Genomic DNA, 18,453 nt, shown 5'->3' with positions numbered 1-18,453 from the left:
ACCGACGGGGTATCAACATCTGTTGAGGCAACCGGGCCTCATTCTGCTAGCCAGGTTTGCAACCCGCTTGATACTCATAAATAACTTGACCTGTGTCTAACGCACAGGTTGTAGGCTAATAATCAGAGAAGAAGTTATTCATGGTTTCGATGTGGAGGTGCAGTCATGACACAGGAGTATGCTTACGGCATGTGGGTGATTGCGGCGTTCAACGTCGGATTGTTTCTGTTTTTCTTCATGAGTTTTCTACCGCCAAAGGGTTTCGCGGAATGGCGCAACCTGGGAGTGGCCACCGCATTTCTGGTAGCACTGTTCAGCGAGATGTACGGCTTTCCACTGACTATTTACTTGCTCACGGGTTGGCTGGGGGATGCCTATCCTGTCCTACAACCTTTTAACCACAAGTTCGGTCACCTGTGGGTGGTTGTATTTGGGGGTTCGTGGCTGGTTTGGGCACTGGTGATGGGTAGTAGCCTAATTCTGATGGTGGCGGGTTACGTACTGCTTAAGAACGGCTGGAGGCAGATTTATGATGCCCACGGGCGCATGGTCACAGATGGCCTTTATGCCTATGTGAGGCATCCACAGTACACCGGTCTGTTTCTGGTCATTACAGGCTTCCTGGTGCAATGGCCGACACTGCTGACCGTATTGATGGCACCTATCTTACTTTATTCCTATGTGCACCTGGCGCGCTCTGAAGAGCGCCGTATGTCGAAGCAAATTGGTGAGCCGTATGTGGATTATATGCATCGAATACCGGCCTTTTTTCCACCATTAAATCAATGGAAGGCCTTCTTTACGACAAATTCGCAGGGAAAACCTGGAAATAGGGCACATGGCTAGATATATGAGTACCGACGTTCAGTCGGTAAGGAGGTAACAATGGAAGGTTTATTGTCGTTTTTATTATTTGGTGGCCTGTTCTTTCTGATGATGCGTTACGGTTGTGGCGCGCACATGGCTCACGGAGGTCATGGCAAACATGGCAAGGATAGTGCGGGAAACAACATCGATCCTGTCTGCGGGATGGAGGTAGATATTAAGCAGGGTTATGGAAAAATGCATGAAGGCCTTTTATACCGCTTCTGTTCCAGGAAATGTCTGGACCAATTCGAGGTTGATCCTAAAAAATATCTGAAGCAGTCTTTGCAAACTAGCGGAGGTGGATCATGAAGACCGGTGTCCCGCTGCTTGCCGTTGGTCATGCAACCAGTTTGTTTCTGGCTATCACCTTCACGCTGTGCGTCGTGTGGGATCTGGCCCTGCCTGAGTATGCGATGTATTCCTCCTGGCGTTCACTGTTACCTGGTTTTGAGTGGTTGAACTGGAAGAGCTTCTTTATTGGTCTGATCGAGGCCTGGGGATATGGCTGGTTCTTCGCATTGATCTGGGTGCCGATCTATAACTTCTTTGCAGTACGCACAAAGATTGCAGACTGATTGGTCGTTATGCATCGAGGACTACATTCGGTTACTGATGAACCTGGGAGGTATGCATGGATCACGCCGTTGCACTGGTAGAGGCCTATCTGCAGATCAACGGGTACTTCACGGTCGCCGAGTACCCGGTAATTGAGTCTTATGGCAAACAGCGCTACCGGGTTGAAACTGACCTCGACATCCTTGCGTTCCGATTTCCAGGCGCTGGCCGCTTGATAACGGGACGCGATGGCACCAGCCTGTTTGCTCCAGACCCGGCACTGGGTATTGACGGTAATACCGCCGATATGTTGATCGGCGAGGTCAAGGAAGGTCGCGCGAAACTGAATCGCAATGCACGGAATCCGGACGTCTTGCGTACGGTCCTTGCACGGTTCGGTTGCTGTTCTCTGCACGAGGTGGGTGATACCGTCCAGCAATTGCTCAACACAGGCGAAGCAGTCGCACACACGGGACATCGAGTACGTCTAATGGCATTCGGTTCCAGCGGCGGAGCTTCGCCACAGAGTGGCTACACAACGCTGACCTTGGGACACATCGCCGATTTTATAGCGGAATATCTTGACCTGCACTGGGAGGTGTTGCGGCATGCCCAGTTTAAACACCCTGTCCTCGGCCTGTTCATGATACTGGAGAAGGCCCGTCGAGATGCTATAAAACGGAGACCATCATGATCAACGATCCTGTCTGCGGGATGGAACTGGATATGCGGAGGGCCGGTGCCATGGCCGTGCATAAGGGTCGCTCTTGGTACTTTTGCAGTGACAACTGCAAACAGAAGTTTATTGCCAAACCTGAAATATACCTCGGGAATGCCCGTGCTGAACGTTTGACTGTCGGAGTCATGGGCTCGGCTGACTCTGATTCTGATCAAGCGGTGTCCAACCGTGCCAGGATTCTGGGCGAAACGATTGCAAATGATGGCTTGATCCTGATTACTGGTGCCTGTCCCGGACTCCCGTACGAGTGCGCCAGCGGTGCACGTGCACGAGGAGGATTGTCGGTGGGTATCTCGCCCGCCCTGAGTCTCGATGAGCATCTCCATAAATACCACTCACCGGCAGATGCCTTCGACATCCTGATCTATACCGGCAGCGGACTGATGGGGCGTGAGGTCACCAACATCCTGTCCAGTGATATGGTGATCATACTAGGTGGGCGTTCCGGAACCCTGGGTGAATTTGCCATTGCCTATGACGAGGGTAAGTTGATTGGCGTGTTGAAAGGCAGCGGGGGTATTACTGACGAACTTCCTGACTTGGTGCGGCGCATAGGTAAGGATACTGGCGCATTGCTGGTCTACGAATCTGACCCCAAAGTCCTGATAGAAGAAATGCTGAAAATCTACAGTGAAAGACATTATCGCCGGCCTTCCTGTTTCTGTATAGAACCCTTGTCGGAGGGAAAATCAGTATGTTGAAATTATAACTTAAAGAAGTACTAGCTGATGAATAAATCCATAGCAGGCAAGTTAATGTACGCCTTAAATTATGGTGAAGAGTAATCAGTCGATAGTGTGAAATAGTTGTTTAGTTGATCACTTGATAGTGACCCCAGAGCTGGGCATTACGAATAGGTTGGTTAGGCGTCATGCCTCTCTGTATTTCAACTAGCAAATGCCACTAAAAGCCTCTTTTTTAATTCCTCTATGGTAATAATATTATGCCGATCTATCCAAATATCGATCCTGTTGCTCTTTCGGTAGGGCCTATTAGTATCCACTGGTACGGTATTATGTACATGGTTGCATTTATTGGGGGCTGGTGGCTGGGCCGAGTGCGGGCAGCACGTCCTGATTCAGGCTGGAAGGCTGATGATATTGACGATCTACTGTTCTATATGGCACTGGGTATTATTCTTGGCGGGCGCATCGGTTACACCCTCTTTTATGGCTTTGATAATCTTATACGGGATCCCCTGAGTCTCTTTAGAGTTTGGGAGGGCGGCATGTCTTTCCATGGAGGGTTGTTAGGTGTCATGGTGGCCCTCATGCTATTTGCAAAACGCTTCAACCGCACATTCTTTGAATGCACTGATTTTGTTGCGCCACTTATCCCGCTGGGTCTGGGTGCAGGTCGTATAGGAAACTTTATTAATGGTGAACTCTGGGGTGGCCCGACATCACTCCCGTGGGGTTTTCAGATTAACTGTAAAGATTTTCCATCTGTGTGCTTCGATACACTCAATCTGGCCGAGGGAACCCTTATGAGTCAGGCACTTCATCCCAACCAACTATACGAAGCACTATTGGAAGGGATATTACTCTTTATTATCTTATGGCTATACTCATCAAGGCCTCGTCCAGCAATGGCGGTTTCTGGTCTGTTTCTGACAGGGTACGGAGTGATACGCTTTATTATAGAGTTTGTTCGCTTGCCCGATGCCCATATTGGGTATCTTGCATTCGACTGGTTTACCATGGGCCAATTACTGAGTGCACCCATGATCTTCGGCGGCCTTACGCTTATTTTGCTTTCTTACATGAGGCGAAACGCGGTCTCATGTAGAGAATAGATGCATGAGTAAAATTATCTATATTGATAGAAACTACAAAACGATAATATTTTTAACGAAGTGTATTTTTCGTTCGAAAGTATTTGCTTTCATGCACTGACGAAATATTAACCTATCTTATTGAAAAGTTAGTATATTAATCGATGCCATGGTTATTGGCACACCTGTTGCACTTACTTAGGCACCAAGCATGATAAACCTTGGTTTAATTACTAAGTAACTATACAACGGAGATAAACATGAAAAAATTAATAGGTAGCGCGATTCTCTCTTCCATGCTGATATCTGGAATTGCTGCGGCTGATAATGTGAATTCACAACTCGAAACTGACATGATGTATGGACATAAATACACTCAACAAAATTCAGCGATGAGATCAAAAGGAAACCAAGCGGCAACTCGAGGACATTCTGATCCAAATGGTTTGGAAACGGATGCAATCCATCAGATGAGTGAGCATATGGAGGCAATGCACGCTGACTCTAGCACGGTGCCTGATGTGCGACACGGTGATAACAGTGAGACAGCAACGGATATTATGTATCACGATAACGTTAAGCATACCGGGTCATAAGAGATCTAAGTTTACCCGACGAATTGCAATTAATTGTGCAATTCGTCGGACATTGCGAATACTAAAGACAGAGGGCGATTGCAGTGCGAGGATAGCAGTTGGTACTTAAGCAAGGCTGTACTTTTTAATTTTTCGTTCAAGCGCGGGTCTGGAGATCCCTAATATTTCACAGGCCTTTCCTTTATGCCAACGGCTGTATTCCAGAATACCCTGAATATGTTCTTGCTCAAGTGTATCGAGAGAAATCAATCGGGGAGAGCCTGCTTCACTAAGATCGTCTGTATCATCAGATGTTTCTTCACGCTCTCCAGGCAATAAGAGTAGATCCTCCGTTATTGTATCGGTACGTGCCATGACCGCTGCACGTGTGAGGGTGTTTTCTACCTCTCTGATATTTCCTGGCCACTGATAATCTCTCATCCTTCGCCAAGCACTTTCAGCAATATGCTTTACAGATGTTTTTTGTTTGAGATTTATTTTGGCAAGAAGGTGATTAATGAGAAGAGGTAAATCTTCCATTCGTTCACGCAGGGGAGGTATATGTATATGGACTACATTCAATCGATAAAAAAGGTCCTCACGAAAAAGCCCGGCATTAATCATCGATTTTAGATCACGGTTTGTTGCCGCAATAATGCGTGCATTCGATAATAGTGTCTGAGTCCCTCCAACCCGTTCATAACTACCTTCTTGAAGCACTCGCAATAATTTGGCCTGTAAAAGTACCGGCATGTCACCCAGTTCATCAAGAAAGAGTGTTCCATCGATAGTCTGTTCAAATTTCCCTATTTTTTGACGATCGGCGCCGGTGAAACTGCCTTTTTCATGCCCAAACAACTCACTTTCTAATAAATTCTCAGACAATGCCGAACAGTTGATAGGCAAGAATAAACCCTGGCGCCTTGAATGATGATGGAGCGCTCTTGCTAATACCTCCTTACCCGTCCCGCTTTCACCCGTTATCAAAACAGGGGCGCTCGTCGCAGCAACGCTTCCAATTGTTTTACAAATAGTTAAAATAGAGGGGCTATCGCCTACTATTTGACCAATACTAATTTGATAGTCATCCGTATGTGTAAGCGCGGTTACTTGACGTGATAGGCGATGCGTTTTAAGTGCATTAATTAGCGTTGTATCCAGTTCTATTTCATCCATTGGTTTTCGGATAAAATCATGTGCGCCTAACCCCATTGCTTCTATAGCAAGTGAATTATCACTCACGCCCGTGATCATTATTACTGGTGGATGTGGTTTATAATTTGTTATCTCTTTTAGTATATCGATGCCGAAACCATCCGGAAGTTGTTGGTCTAATAGGATGACGTCAGGAAGTGTATGGGCGAGGTGTGCCCTGGCTTGCTTCAGTGTGCTGGCCGTCTGTGTTTGGTGATTCTTATCCTCCAAGTGCATCACGAGCAGTTCACTAAAAACTTGGTCATCTTCAATAATAAGAACGTTGGCCATATTTAAATACCTAGATAAAGCTGTTTCATGGTTGATATTCTCTCCCATTAACCACAGAGTTGACAGTAAGAACTAATCGGATATTCATATTTGACATCTTCGAGTAGAATCGTTCAATGATTTCATTCTATAAAAATATCTCGTGGAAGCCATCAACAGTGTCTTGGTTGAGTTTTGCACTCATGAGTTTAATTGTTGCTGGTATTGGGCTTTCTGGGTCGGCTCATGTAGTCAACTATTTACAGGATCGGCTGCTCGAGCATGGAATAGAACACAATCAGGAGATTGCGAAAGCTCTGGCACCGAAGCTTGAACAAGTATTAATGGGAAAATCGCAAGACCTAGCGAGTCACATGACAAGTAGTTTGGAGGATTACAATATTTATGATTTTAGAGTCTTTGTTGTAGACATTAAAAATAGATCCATTGTATTTGACAGTGGTATGCAACTTGATTCACCGCTCCCCATCAATGAGAGCTGGTTATCACATGCGGGGACTACTATTTTGTCAGATGCGCTGACACTGTCTTCTAGTGGTAAAAGGCGTGCGCTAGGAGACCAGCAGCATCCAACGCTTTTCTGGGTACAGAAATTAAATACCACTGAACCTAATCGGTGGGTGCTCGGAATTGCAAAAGATCAATCCGTTATGATTGATTTCATGGGTGACCTCCATTGGCACCTTGATGCCGTGTTGCTTCTTACTTATGCCTTAATCACGCTGCTCGGGTATTTTGCAATGCGCAGTATTGGGAGGATCTATGAGCGACGCCTTGAAGCTAAAGTTAGTGATCGAACACAAGAACTAGAGGCGGCCTATGAGGATATATTGCTTAAGACTCGACTAGCGACTATAGGGCAGACCGCATCACTACTCACTCATGAGATGAGGAACCCGCTCGCCTCAATAAAGTTAGCCCTCTCTGGATTGAAGGGATCTGAATCGCTTACTGAGAGGGAGATGAGAAGAGTGGCGCTGGTGCTTGGGGAAGTCGATCGATTGGATGATCTGTTGTCAGAGACATTGGATTATGTAAGGCCTGTAAAACTATCTGAAATACCCGTTGATATGAACCAGTTGGTTACAAAAGTGATTGAACAACAAAAACCGGTGTTAGAAGAATATGGCATAACGCTTCAGTACACAGAGTGCACAGATTGTACTGCGATGAGAGTGGATCAGGCACAAATGCATCAGGTAATTCTGAACATAGTCAAAAATGCGATAGAGGCCAGCCCGCAAGGCGGGGTAATTGAGGCCTCTGTAGGCAGAGAAGGAAATGTCTTAAAGATAGAAATTGGCAATCAGGGGGATCTGTTGGATGAGATAGTGCTTAAAAAGGCCTTTGAGCCATTCTTTACGACCCGCCCGAAGGGTACTGGACTGGGATTAGGATTGGTAAAGCGCGTTATGGAAGAGCATGGAGGTTCAGTCAAACTGCAAAGTAATACTGAACGAGGCACGATAATTACATTAATTCTCCCGGTAAATTATCTAACTTAGACTGTCGATAAAGCTGTGTAACTGCTTATTATTGAAGCAATGGCGAAGGACAGGCAGATATAAATAAGAAAGAACGGAGATCTTCGCCCACGCAGGAGACTGTAGATAAAACATTGCGGCAACCACGTCTCATAGTGCCATGTGGCCATCCAACCGCCCTTCAAAACGTATCGCCAACTGTGACAGGGTGAGTTCCAATATTGTCCCGACTTACCTAATAATCAAATTCAATAGGATAGCCTTGTTGTCATATTGCGACTCACGGTCCGAGTGATGGATCAATCCAGCCTCTGGCAGGCGTTGTCAAATGGACATCAGTAAAGCTCATGAGCCAGCCTGGCCTTCATCAACGAACGCATGCTCTAGCCCTCCATCCGGCGCGAACACAGATCGATCACCATTGTAAGGTATTACCAGCCCTCTTGCGTCCATATATAGGCAAGATCCGCCGCATAAACCCGGTCTGGCTGCGTCACGTCAAATTCGCGGTTAGTAGTTTATCAAATGCCGGCTGAGAGTTATTGAACTGAAATGTTCGGATAGAAAGAAATCGGCTTAACTTGGTGTAATAAAATTGTTGACCACGTTAACACTCACAGGATTGGCGTGACAGTCAACCCTGTGAGGGTTTAAAGCTTAGTGTGGTTCAGTATCCGAATTCTACGTACTCCCATAGTATGAAGAATAGCTCATAATTTATTTCTGGAGTGTTGTCTCATGTGTGATGTGGAACTGGATGGTGCTGCACTCTAACCATTACCACTTTCTCAAACTGTACAGGTAATGTTTCGACAAAGGCCCACCGCCGTAGACTGGTATTATTCGGTCTGTACTTGCGAGATACCTCAAATAATTGCGCGCCATTGTCACCAAAGATCTCTATATGCAGATGACCTCGATCTATCCGCCGCTTATTGAATCGAATGCGTAGACTACCGCTAACTTTTAACCCTGACCCTTCCTGGCGCACAGTAATGTTGGATATTTGCACCGCATTGGAATCTACGTGCTCCACAGTCAATGTGTTACTTGAAGAAGGATCATTAGATAAGGTAGCGCATCCTGTAAGCCCCATGACAAGAGCCACAACTGTTATAAACTTCGTCATATATAAATATCGAACCAACATATTTTATTCCTCGCTTGTTTGATCAGGGTCATGAGTTCGATATAATTTCTTTCGAAAAAACTCGATAAAGGGCAGGTAGCACGAACAAAGTCAGCAGTGTGCTTGATACTAGTCCGCCTACTACTACCGTCGCCAGAGGTCGTTGCACCTCTGAACCTACCCCAGCTGATAGCAGCATCGGTATAAGTCCAAGTGCTGCAATGGCAGCAGTCATAAGGACGGGGCGCAAGCGTGAAAGAGCGCCATGATATATTGCGTTGGAAATAGGCTCGCCAGCAGTGATATTTTGATTAATTGCATTGACCATAACCACTCCATTAAGAACGGCAACGCCAAACAATGCTATGAAACCTATGGAGCCCGGTACGGAAAGATACTGTCCAGTCCAGTAAAGCGCTGCGATACCACCGATCAAAGACAGTGGAACATTAAGCATTATAAGGAGTGCCTGACCCATGGAATGAAATGCAAAGTAAAGCAATAGAAAGATTAGACCGAGGGATAGTGGAACTACAATCATCAGTCTTTGCTGTGCTCGTTTCTGATTTTCAAATTGACCACCAAACACCACAGAATAGCCTGGTGGAAGATCAACTTCCTTTTCTATTCTTCCGCGCAATTCAGTTACCAATCCGCCCATGTCACGTCCATTTGCGTTGGCTTGTATAACCACACGCCGCTGCACATCATCACGTCGAATTTGCGGGGGACCCACTTCAATTGCCACATCAGCAACCTCGCCCAATTTCACCCAAGCTCCACCCGGAGATTTTAGTAACAGCTGCTTTATCGTCTCAATATCCTTGCGATAAGGCTTCGCCAAACGAACATATATATCGTAACGCTCATTACCCTGAATTACCTGACCTGCTTCGTTGCCACCTATGCCATCTGATACCAAATCCATGACTTGCGCTACCGAAATGCCATAGCGAGCGAGCACATCACGTCGTGGACGGATAGTTAGCTGAGCTTCACCAGCTATCTGCTCCATTTCAACACCAATAGTTCCCTCAATACTACGAGTAAGGACTTCAATCTCTTTTCCTTTATCTGCTAACACATCAAGATCAGGACCAAAAAGTTTAATTGCAAGTTGCGCCTTAACACCGGACAAAAGTTCATCAACCCGTGTAGCAATAGGTTGTGAAAAGGTAAAGAGTAGGCCTGGATGTATTGACAAGACCTGCTCAAATTTTTGTTGTAGCTCAAACCGATCTTTGGCACTTACCCATTCTCCAATGGGCTTCAATCCCACATAGATTTCCACGTTTGAGACAGGCTCTGGATCGCCGCCAAGTTCGGGGCGTCCTACACGGCTTGAGGCATAGAGTACTTCCGGAAACTGCATCAATTGTCGTTCCAATTTACTAGCAACTTTCAGCGCAGTCTCTAAGCTGGCAGTGGGTGCCAATGTAGTACGGATATTGATTGTTCCCTCTTCTAACTCAGGTACAAACTCTGTGCCCAGCTGTGGTACTAGCATTAATGATCCAACAAACAAGCCAAGGGAAATCAACACTACAATCCACTTTGCTTTCATGGCTGCTTTTAGTAAGTGACGATAAAGCCATTCGAGAGGAAGAAAGACCGGGCTATTGATATGTTTAATACCACGTCGAAAGACATAACTGGCAAGCGCAGGCATTACCACCAAGGCGACAAGTAACGAAGTTAACATGGCAAGGACAATGGATATTGCCATAGGCTGGAAGAGCTTACCTTCAACTCCTTCTAAAGCAAATAGTGGCGTGAATACAACCACAATGATAATGACAGCATAGAAAACAGGCCTGCCAACCTCTTTTGCAGCCATTTGTATACGAAGCCGTATGCCATGATCATCATGACTGGAGTCGTAAGGGTCGTCATCACCTGGTGCCAGTTCTTGTTTGGCATGTGCTTCATGACTGGGGTCGGGATGGGAAAGATGTTTAAAGATATTTTCCATCATCACAACTGAGCCATCTACCATCATGCCGATGGCTATTGCCAAGCCGCCGAGGGACATCAAATTTGCAGAGAGCCCCCAGTAACTCATTGCTGTTAGCGCTAGGCCAATTGATAGAGGTACAGAGATCAACACCAGCAGTGCTGCGCGGATATTGAGTAAGAAAAGAAGCAATACCACCACAATTAACACGAATGCTTCTATTAGTGCCCGGCTAACTGTTTCCACTGCTTGCTCGACCAATCCACCCTGATCGTAAAATGGTTCAATTGTCACCCCGTTAGGTAAGGCCTGCTGGATAGCTGGTAGCCGGTCTTTCACTGCGTCTATTGTGCTTTTCGTGTTTGCACCTAATCTTTTTAGTACAATGCCAGCTACCACTTCTCCTAGTTGCTCAGGTTCTCCTTCGCTATTACGCCGAGTCATAGTCACTGCGCCTTGGCGAATTTCTCCACCAAAATTAATCTGCGCTATGTTTTCTACACGCACGATTGTGCCATCATTATCCTTAAGTGGGATGTTGGCGATATCATGTAAACCATCTGTACCTGCGCGAACCCAACCAACTCCGCGGATTACCAGTTGTTCAGCACCGCGATCCAGATACCAGCCACCTGCATTACGGTTATTGTTCTCAATGGCTTCCCTTGTTTCGTCTAAGGTGATTCCATATGCCAGTAACTTGTTGGGATCTACCTGTACTTGATACTGCCTCACTTCACCGCCATAGGAGAGCACATCTGTAATGCCGTCCACAGGTAGAAGTAACAACTTTACAACCCAGTCATTAAGGCTGCGCAGACTAATGGCATCGTACTTTTCTGAGTCGGCTGACCTCAGGATGTACTGATATACTTGTCCCAATCCTGAGGTATTTGGTCCCATTTCAGGGGTTCCAACACCGACAGGAATCTGTTCTCTAGCATCCTGTAGCCGCTCAAATGCAAGCTGTCTGGCAAAATATATATCCGTGCCCTCTTTGAACACTACGGTAATGACGGACAACCCAGTTTTAGAGATAGAACGCACCTCCTGAACATCGGGTAGGGCATACATCACTGCCTCAATGGGATAGGTTATAAGTTGCTCCACCTCTTCAGCGGCTAGGCCCTGGGCCTCGGTATTGATTTGCACTTGTACGTTAGTTACATCTGGAAATGCATCCATATTTAGCTTGGGAATAAGCGTAGTGGCAGCGCCTAACAGAACTACAAGACCAAGCACCACTAATAGCCGGTTGGTTACCGACCAATCGATCAATCGATTTATCATGGCTGTCTCCTAGTGGTTATGTACGGCAAAACCGGACTTAGCCAGTTCGGACTGAACAAAGAAGGCACCTTGGGTGACTACGCGGCTGCCTGACTCAAGGCCCTCAATTTGCACCCTCCCTCCCATATGGCGAACAATCTCTACCTCTTTGGGCTCAAATTCTCCTGGTTCATGCTCCACGAATACTTGCCAATCACCATCAGCACTACGCAGTAAAGCATTCAGCGGTAAAACCATTCCTCTTTCCTCTGATCTTCCATTCTGAATTCTTGCAGTAACAAATTGGCCGGTATGAAGGCGGTCGTTCGGATTTGAAACTTCCAAACGTACGGCAAGGGTTCGAGTAGTTTCGTCGAGCGTATGGTGCACCTGGATAACCTTTCCGGGCATCCAGTTGCCATCTATCATTATTTGGGCAGGATTACCTACTTGTATACTGTTAGCCGAACCTGGGGCTAATTTGGCCTCAACCCACAGGGTTGTTTCGTCACTAATCTCAAACAATAGACTACCCACCTGTGCCATTTGGCCCGTGATGAAATCATCACGAATCACTGTGCCACTAAGTGGTGCAAACAGGCCAAAACGTCCATTGGCATTTTCAATTGTATCGCTGCTGGCAAGTTGGTCGATTTGGGACTGCGTCATTCCGTAGGCAGATAGGCTGGCTCGTGCTTGTTGAGCAGCAATCCGTGCATCTTGGTAACGCCGTGCGGATACTACCTCACGGCCAAGCTTACGGACACGTTGCCACTCATTTTCTGCAACCAGTAGCTGACCTTGCGCCTCCGACATGGTGACGCTAGATAGTGTGACCAGTAGCTGGCCTTTATTTACCTTGTCGCCAAGGCGTGCATGGCGCTCGATTACTTGCGCTTCAATTCGTGGAGTAAGTTGATGAGTAGCATAGCTATTAAGAAGAATTTCGCCTGGTGCCTCAATTTCAACAACGATTGGTTCTGCGGTGATTTCTTCCACTATAATACCGGCAATACGACGCTGCTCGGCGTTTAATCGAATGCCGCTTTCTTCCTCGCTTGCATGTTCACTGGCATCTTCCTTCACGCTTGTATCTTCTAACTTCTCATGCCCATCTTTGGCTTGCAAAGGATTGGTCAGTAAAAGACATAGAAGTAAAAGAATAGGGGTATGTGATTTTATCATGATCTATTGTTCCTTCGTGGCGCCATATAGCCAGTCATTGAGGTATGCAGAAGCACTTAGCCATTCGATCCATGCGCTCCAGCGCTCACCCTGCAGTTCAGCGCCTGCAATGCTTGTTTCCAGGGATTGCTTCATCTGCAGTAGGTAATCCGTCGTATTTGTTTCACCGGCTTGCCATTGTTTTTCTAGCAGTATAAGGCTTTGTTGGAGGCTGGCTTCACCTAGGGACATCCACATCATCCACGTTCCGTCTATCAGCTTGTATCGTGCCCGTGCTGCCTGCAGTCTGGCAAAGCTATTTCTATACATTACCTGTGCTTCATGATCACTCTGTAGTGATTCAGCTCTAGCTGCGTCTACATCGTTTTGGAAATTGTTGCGTATCTGTAAAGGTATGGAGACGGATAGGGAGACTAAGTTTTCGTTTCCTGTGCGCCCCGTTGACAGTCCAAAAGTCGGGTCGGCCTTTCGTTCTTGATCGACAAGACGAATTTTCTGTCTGACAACTTGCGCCATATTGTGAGCCGCTTGAACGTTTGGATGATTTCGGATGGTGGTTTCATCATCTATGGCTCGCTGTTGCTTGAGTTCAAGGCGAGCTGGCAAACTAATATTACCGGGAAGCTGCACGCCACTTAAAGCAAAGAAAGCACTATTAGCTTTTATCAGATCAACGCCACTTTTAACTTGCTGCATGATTGCCTCAGCTCTGGAAAGACGTGCCAATTCCAGTTCAGCAATCGAAATATCCCCGACCGAATGACGTTTTTCGGCCAACAGTACAAAACGTGACAATGTTTCACTACGGCGTTTAGCCAACTCATTGATACGCTTCTGGGTGCTGATGTTACCAATGGCATCCAGTAATTCGCTTGCTTTGCGAAGTTTTAACGCCATCAGAGCTTGCTGTGCGGCATTCAGTCTAGTCTGAGCAACTTCCAGATACGAACCTTGCTTGTCGTGCCAATCCAGCGTTTGCTTAACGCCAATGGTATAGCTATTTCCCTCCGCACGTTCGGTCTCGAACTCTAACTCAGGATTATTTAAAGGTAGGCGTGCACCTTCAAGCTGTGCCTGAGTTATCTTTATGGCGGCTTCAGCGGCTAGGATATCGGGATTAGATATCATAGCTTGCCCAAGAATAGTTATTAGTTGATCTGTGTTTGAGGTGTTTGGCTGCCCCATAGCTACGCTTGGTGACTGCCACAGCGCCACTGTCGACGCATAGGCAAGCATACCTATGCGCAGGTAAGAAAGTATATTCATGTTTTAAATTCCGTCGGTCTACAACAATGTGCCGCCATATTAAAGGCAGCATGCATGACAGAGATTAGATGGCTATTGGCGGGCGAAAAGCGGGTTGATAAGTGGGGAATTCGAAACGTTCAGTATAGCTATCAAAAAAGAGTAGGTTGTTGACTACAGGCAGTTTTATTTCATGGCAGAAAAGTCCAAGAATGTGTGAAATACCGTGACAACCATGTCCGCCGTCTACCAGATGATCTGAGGGATTTGTCGGAAAGTGGTCATCCGGCATTATCTGAGTGCTTTGATCCATTTGAATGATCTCATTATGCGTACCAGCAGACAGCACCATCCCATATCCAAGGATAGATAGAATCAGAAGCACGATAAAAAGACGGTAATACATACTACACTTTGACCCAATAATTATGGGGCGCCTGCAAACAAAAAACAACCGGGCGGGAGTCTAGTATGGATGTAATTAAATGGCAAGAGTTATATATTGATGCTTACTATTCACAATGGTCGGCACGGCAAGCTTATATCTTAATAATCAAATATGATCAGTATTTTATACTCACGGTGTCCATATAATGTAGATGCTTTTGTATGACTACGACAGTAAAGAGTTGCATCCAATTTGGCTCGAGATAAGTGTAATAATCCTATTCAATAGGATAGTGCATTATTTGCCTAATTTATCTATAACACCAACTCTATTGTTGTTCCTCAAGGCTTCGGATGTTGTTGTGATATACAAAGAGTATGATTCGACAAAACTTCAATAATTCGGCAATCAGCAACTTGTTTACCTGCGCATTGAGTAATCATGCGTTTAAGCTCTTTTCGCATACTTTGGAGTCTTTTAATTTTTGATTCCACATCTTGCAGATGGGAATGTGCGATCTGATCAACTTCCTCGCAAGAATGAAAGGGATCCTCACTTAAAGTTAATATTTCCTTAATTTGATCCAGTGAAAATCCTAACTCACGGCTGTGGCGGATAAAGCGGAGTTTATCCATATGCTCCTGATAATAGATGCGCTGATTGCCTTCTGTTCTTTCTGGCAAAGCTAATAGGCCAATTTGCTCATAATAACGTATGGTCTGAACCCTACAGTTTCCTGCTTTAGCCATTTTGCCAATGGAATATTGTTGACTCACTTACAAGCCCCTCTTGAACCTACAGTCATTGTAGGTTGTAAACTTACCTAATAATGAGAGTAATGTTAACTCTAGGTGATGAATATGACTGGATGTGAGTGCGGTAATAATCTGAAATTCGACGGTATATCAAGATCTTATAAAATTGTTTTGTGGGTAATTATTGCCATTAATGCATTCATGTTCCTAGTGGAATCAGGTGCAAGTATTACCGCGCAATCAATGGCTTTACAAGCTGATGCACTCGATTTTTTAGGTGACAGCTTAACCTACAGCCTTACTTTACTGGCTATCGGTCACACGCTTCATTGGCGAGCCTCAGCAGCATTGTTTAAAGGGCTGACGCTGTCTGTAATGGGACTGTGGGTGCTGGGATCCACCATATACCGTGTATTTATACTTGGGGTACCAAACGAATTCATCATGGGAGCTATCGCCTTGCTGGCTTTCGCTGCTAATGTCATCAGTGCACTGCTCTTGCTTAAATATCGCAATGGGGATTCCAATGTACGTTCTGTGTGGCTTTGTAGTCGCAATGATGCCATTGGCAATCTAGCCGTCATGGTCGCAGCAGGCATCGTGTACATGACCCAGACCCAGTGGCCCGATCTGGTTGTTGCATTCTTGATGGCGTTCCTTTTCCTACATTCAGCTACGTTAATTATTCGACAGGCCCTGAGTGAATTACGCATAGAACAGGGAGACGCCCATGATCCAGGAACTAGTAAGCCTGAACCCTGAAAAAAGGTGAATTTATGCCCGTAAATACCGTTGCATGGAATCGCTTACGCTATTCATTGTATGCGCCTTTTAGCGATTTGAGTGAAAAAATACTTAGAAAAGCTAGAAAGCAGGCCATAACTCAAATTGCACCCATACCAGGTGAGCGCATCATTCTGATTGGATGTGGTACAGGCATGGATCTTGAGTACTTTTCAAAAGGGATTGATGTGGTGGCTATAGATATTTCACGCGCGATGGTAACTAGAGCCGCACAGAGAGGCCGCTTGCTTGGACTATCTGTTGATGCACGTGTAATGAATGCGGAATATTTAGATCTGGAATCAGAGCTGTTTGATGTGGCAGTATTACATCTCATACTGGCTGTCACTCCTGATCCTATAGCATGTATTAAAGAGGCTGCGCGGGTACTCAAGCCAAATGGGCGGATATCTATTTTTGATAAATTCGTTCCCGATGGCGAGGATATTACTTTAGCAAGAAAGTTATTAAATTTGTTTACGAATGCTTTTTTTACCGATATTACACGACACTTGGAACCTTTGATTGAATCTGCAGGTCTACGCATTGTGAAAGATAAGCCGGCCATGCTCAATGGGGAATTTAGAACGGTTACGGCAATAAAATCTACTGAAGATACTGCGACCAAACAGGACCTTGCTAGCAAGGTAGGTGTAAACTAATGATATATTCAGATTGATAGTACCCATATAAATAATGGTAGCATCATCAACAGATAATACCTCATTGGGTCAGACCGGTTGGGGTCTGATATTTTTCTGCTGGCTAATAGCATCAGTTGCCACCCTCGGTAGTTTGTTTTTTAGTGAGATCATGGGGTTTCCGCCTTGCGTGTTGTGTTGGTATCAGCGAATATTTATGTATCCACTGGTTGTTATTTTCCTCATTGGACTTTTTCCGCTCGACAAAAAGGTCATACAGTACGCTCTTCCATTGGCAGTAATTGGGTGGTGTTTTGCGGTATACCATTATCTTCTTTATTTAGGCTATATACCTGAAGATCTCCAGCCTTGCAGCCAGGGAGTATCTTGTTCTGATACTAATTTGGAATTGCTTGGCTTCATTACCATACCAATGCTTTCCATACTTTCATACACGGCTATCGTCGTGCTGCTCTATGTTTTTAAAAAAAGGTTCGTTGATGAAAAATAAATACGTTGTACTAATGGCTGGGGGGATATTGACTGCAACTTTTGTTGTCGCAGCTTTTATCTATAATAATAACGTATATAATGAGTTGGCAGAAAAGGCGTTGGATAATGCTTCCTTGCTTGTTCGAGATTATTCACCAACAATTGGCAATGCAGAAGCAAAAGTTACTATTGTAGAGTTTTTCGATCCTGCTTGTGAGACTTGTAAAGCGTTTCATCCATTTGTCAAGAATCTGATGGATTCCAATCCAGGTAAGATTAAGCTGGTGATGCGCTATTTGCCATTACATCAAGGATCTGATTATGTTGTGAAGATCCTTGAGTCGGCTAAAATGCAGGGTAAATTCTGGGAAACTCTTAATGCGACATATGCAGCACAACCCGTATGGGCGGCACATGGAGATCCGCAGCCTGAAAGATTATGGATGCGGATTGGCAAGGTTGGACTCAATATTGCGCAAGTAAAAGAGGATATGGCAAATAGTATTATTATTGAGCGTGTGCAGCAGGATCTTGAAGATGCCAAGAATCTCCAAGTCAGTAAAACACCGGGTTTTTTTGTTAACGGCAAGCCGCTTGTGAAGTTTGGTTATAAGCAACTCCAAGAACTGGTTGAATCTGAGATCCGTAGAAATTATTGATCAGCATAGATGCGGCCAATAACCATTTCTTTGATTCAGAACATTTTCTTTGTCTTATGACTAATTAATACTTTCAACCCTATTTATAATATTATATTTCATGAGGATAATCACGGAATGCGATATAAATGGCATAAATCATGTTTGCTGGCATTACTTTTTACTTTTACAGTGAATGCAGAATCGATCACAGAGCAGCAGTACAGCGTGATAAAAAAAATGGGTGATCTAAATGGCATTGCACTAAATTGTCGCTATCTGAACGAGACTCAGCGAATGAAAAAGGCGCTGGTAGCAGCGCTTCCAAAAATCCGCCAGTTTGGTGAGGCATTTGATACGGAGACAAATACTGCATTTCTCAAATTCATCGAGCAGAAGTCTAGTTGTCCTGCTGAAGATCGGCTTAGCATAGACGTTGATCAAGCTATCATTGCCCTGGATAGGGCTTTCAAGTACCAACAAAAATAAAAATGT

The 18,453-nt window shown here is 45.3% G+C and carries 19 protein-coding genes; 13 read left to right on the top strand and 6 right to left on the bottom strand.

What is annotated here, in order from left to right; translation table 11 throughout:
• Positions 1–165 precede the first annotated feature (165 nt).
• The 7 genes from FHP88_RS12260 (at position 166) to FHP88_RS12230 (ending at position 4,531) form a co-directional block, all read left to right on the top strand.
• Positions 166–846: a methyltransferase family protein gene (locus tag FHP88_RS12260; RefSeq protein ID WP_144359370.1), complete on the top strand. Its 681-nt coding sequence runs from the start codon at positions 166–168 to the stop codon at positions 844–846.
• A gap of 39 nt (positions 847–885) precedes the next feature.
• Positions 886–1,176, top strand: a complete 291-nt coding sequence (locus FHP88_RS12255; protein ID WP_144359369.1) for a YHS domain-containing protein — start codon at positions 886–888, stop codon at positions 1,174–1,176.
• A complete protein-coding gene (locus FHP88_RS12250; RefSeq protein WP_144359368.1) occupies positions 1,173–1,442 on the top strand; it encodes a DUF5676 family membrane protein in 270 nt (89 codons plus the stop codon). Before FHP88_RS12255 ends, FHP88_RS12250 begins: the two co-directional genes overlap by 4 nt.
• A 56-nt stretch (positions 1,443–1,498) precedes the next feature.
• On the top strand, positions 1,499–2,116 hold the full coding sequence (locus FHP88_RS12245; RefSeq protein ID WP_144359367.1) for a hypothetical protein: 618 nt from the start codon (positions 1,499–1,501) through the stop codon (positions 2,114–2,116).
• Positions 2,113–2,862, top strand: coding sequence for a YHS domain-containing protein (locus tag FHP88_RS12240; protein WP_144359366.1), 750 nt, complete (start codon positions 2,113–2,115; stop codon positions 2,860–2,862). Before FHP88_RS12245 ends, FHP88_RS12240 begins: the two co-directional genes overlap by 4 nt.
• A gap of 242 nt (positions 2,863–3,104) precedes the next feature.
• Positions 3,105–3,956 carry a prolipoprotein diacylglyceryl transferase gene (gene lgt / locus FHP88_RS12235; protein ID WP_144359365.1) on the top strand — a complete coding sequence of 284 codons (852 nt, stop codon included), beginning with the start codon at positions 3,105–3,107 and terminating at the stop codon, positions 3,954–3,956.
• 239 nt (positions 3,957–4,195) lie between these two features.
• Complete coding sequence (locus FHP88_RS12230) at positions 4,196–4,531, top strand: hypothetical protein (protein ID WP_144359364.1); 336 nt, start codon at positions 4,196–4,198, stop codon at positions 4,529–4,531.
• A 105-nt stretch (positions 4,532–4,636) separates the two neighbouring features.
• Here FHP88_RS12230 and FHP88_RS12225 read toward each other — a convergent pair whose 3' ends face one another.
• The gene (locus FHP88_RS12225) at positions 4,637–5,995 is read right to left on the bottom strand and encodes a sigma-54-dependent transcriptional regulator (protein WP_144359363.1); all 1,359 of its coding nucleotides are present in this window, start codon (positions 5,993–5,995) and stop codon (positions 4,637–4,639) included.
• Positions 5,996–6,111: 116 nt separating this feature from the next.
• Here FHP88_RS12225 and FHP88_RS12220 point away from each other — a divergent pair, with 116 nt between their 5' ends.
• On the top strand, positions 6,112–7,500 hold the full coding sequence (locus FHP88_RS12220; protein WP_144359362.1) for a sensor histidine kinase: 1,389 nt from the start codon (positions 6,112–6,114) through the stop codon (positions 7,498–7,500).
• A gap of 1,157 nt (positions 7,501–8,657) precedes the next feature.
• Here FHP88_RS12220 and FHP88_RS12215 read toward each other — a convergent pair.
• The 5 genes from FHP88_RS12215 to FHP88_RS12195 form a co-directional block, all read right to left on the bottom strand.
• Positions 8,658–11,852: an efflux RND transporter permease subunit gene (locus FHP88_RS12215; RefSeq protein WP_144359361.1), complete on the bottom strand. Its 3,195-nt coding sequence runs from the start codon at positions 11,850–11,852 to the stop codon at positions 8,658–8,660.
• A gap of 9 nt (positions 11,853–11,861) precedes the next feature.
• The gene (locus tag FHP88_RS12210; RefSeq protein WP_260843282.1) at positions 11,862–13,016 is read right to left on the bottom strand and encodes an efflux RND transporter periplasmic adaptor subunit; all 1,155 of its coding nucleotides are present in this window, start codon (positions 13,014–13,016) and stop codon (positions 11,862–11,864) included.
• A gap of 3 nt (positions 13,017–13,019) precedes the next feature.
• On the bottom strand, positions 13,020–14,282 hold the full coding sequence (locus FHP88_RS12205) for a TolC family protein (protein WP_260843281.1): 1,263 nt from the start codon (positions 14,280–14,282) through the stop codon (positions 13,020–13,022).
• Between the two features lie 64 nt (positions 14,283–14,346).
• Positions 14,347–14,574, bottom strand: coding sequence for a hypothetical protein (locus FHP88_RS12200; RefSeq protein WP_144359360.1), 228 nt, complete (start codon positions 14,572–14,574; stop codon positions 14,347–14,349).
• A gap of 416 nt (positions 14,575–14,990) precedes the next feature.
• Positions 14,991–15,425 (bottom strand): MerR family transcriptional regulator, encoded by a 435-nt coding sequence (locus tag FHP88_RS12195; RefSeq protein WP_260843280.1) that lies wholly within the window; start codon positions 15,423–15,425, stop codon positions 14,991–14,993.
• Positions 15,426–15,509: 84 nt separating this feature from the next.
• On the opposite strand from FHP88_RS12195, the gene FHP88_RS12190 reads away from it, so the two are divergent.
• The 5 genes from FHP88_RS12190 (at position 15,510) to FHP88_RS12170 (ending at position 18,447) form a co-directional block, all read left to right on the top strand.
• The gene (locus FHP88_RS12190) at positions 15,510–16,166 is read left to right on the top strand and encodes a cation transporter (protein ID WP_144359359.1); all 657 of its coding nucleotides are present in this window, start codon (positions 15,510–15,512) and stop codon (positions 16,164–16,166) included.
• Positions 16,167–16,180: 14 nt separating this feature from the next.
• Positions 16,181–16,849, top strand: coding sequence for a class I SAM-dependent methyltransferase (locus tag FHP88_RS12185; protein ID WP_144359358.1), 669 nt, complete (start codon positions 16,181–16,183; stop codon positions 16,847–16,849).
• 34 nt (positions 16,850–16,883) lie between these two features.
• Complete coding sequence (locus tag FHP88_RS19550) at positions 16,884–17,339, top strand: disulfide bond formation protein B (RefSeq protein ID WP_144359357.1); 456 nt, start codon at positions 16,884–16,886, stop codon at positions 17,337–17,339.
• A complete protein-coding gene (locus tag FHP88_RS12175; protein ID WP_186297704.1) occupies positions 17,329–17,979 on the top strand; it encodes a DsbA family protein in 651 nt (216 codons plus the stop codon). The genes FHP88_RS19550 and FHP88_RS12175 overlap by 11 nt, the downstream gene beginning before the upstream one ends.
• A 117-nt stretch (positions 17,980–18,096) precedes the next feature.
• Positions 18,097–18,447 carry a hypothetical protein gene (locus FHP88_RS12170; protein WP_144359355.1) on the top strand — a complete coding sequence of 117 codons (351 nt, stop codon included), beginning with the start codon at positions 18,097–18,099 and terminating at the stop codon, positions 18,445–18,447.
• Positions 18,448–18,453: the final 6 nt, after the last annotated feature.

Source organism: Sedimenticola selenatireducens, assembly GCF_007625115.1.
Lineage (GTDB): Bacteria > Pseudomonadota > Gammaproteobacteria > Chromatiales > Chromatiaceae > Sedimenticola > Sedimenticola selenatireducens_A.
This window is presented reverse-complemented; position numbering and strand designations above follow the sequence as displayed.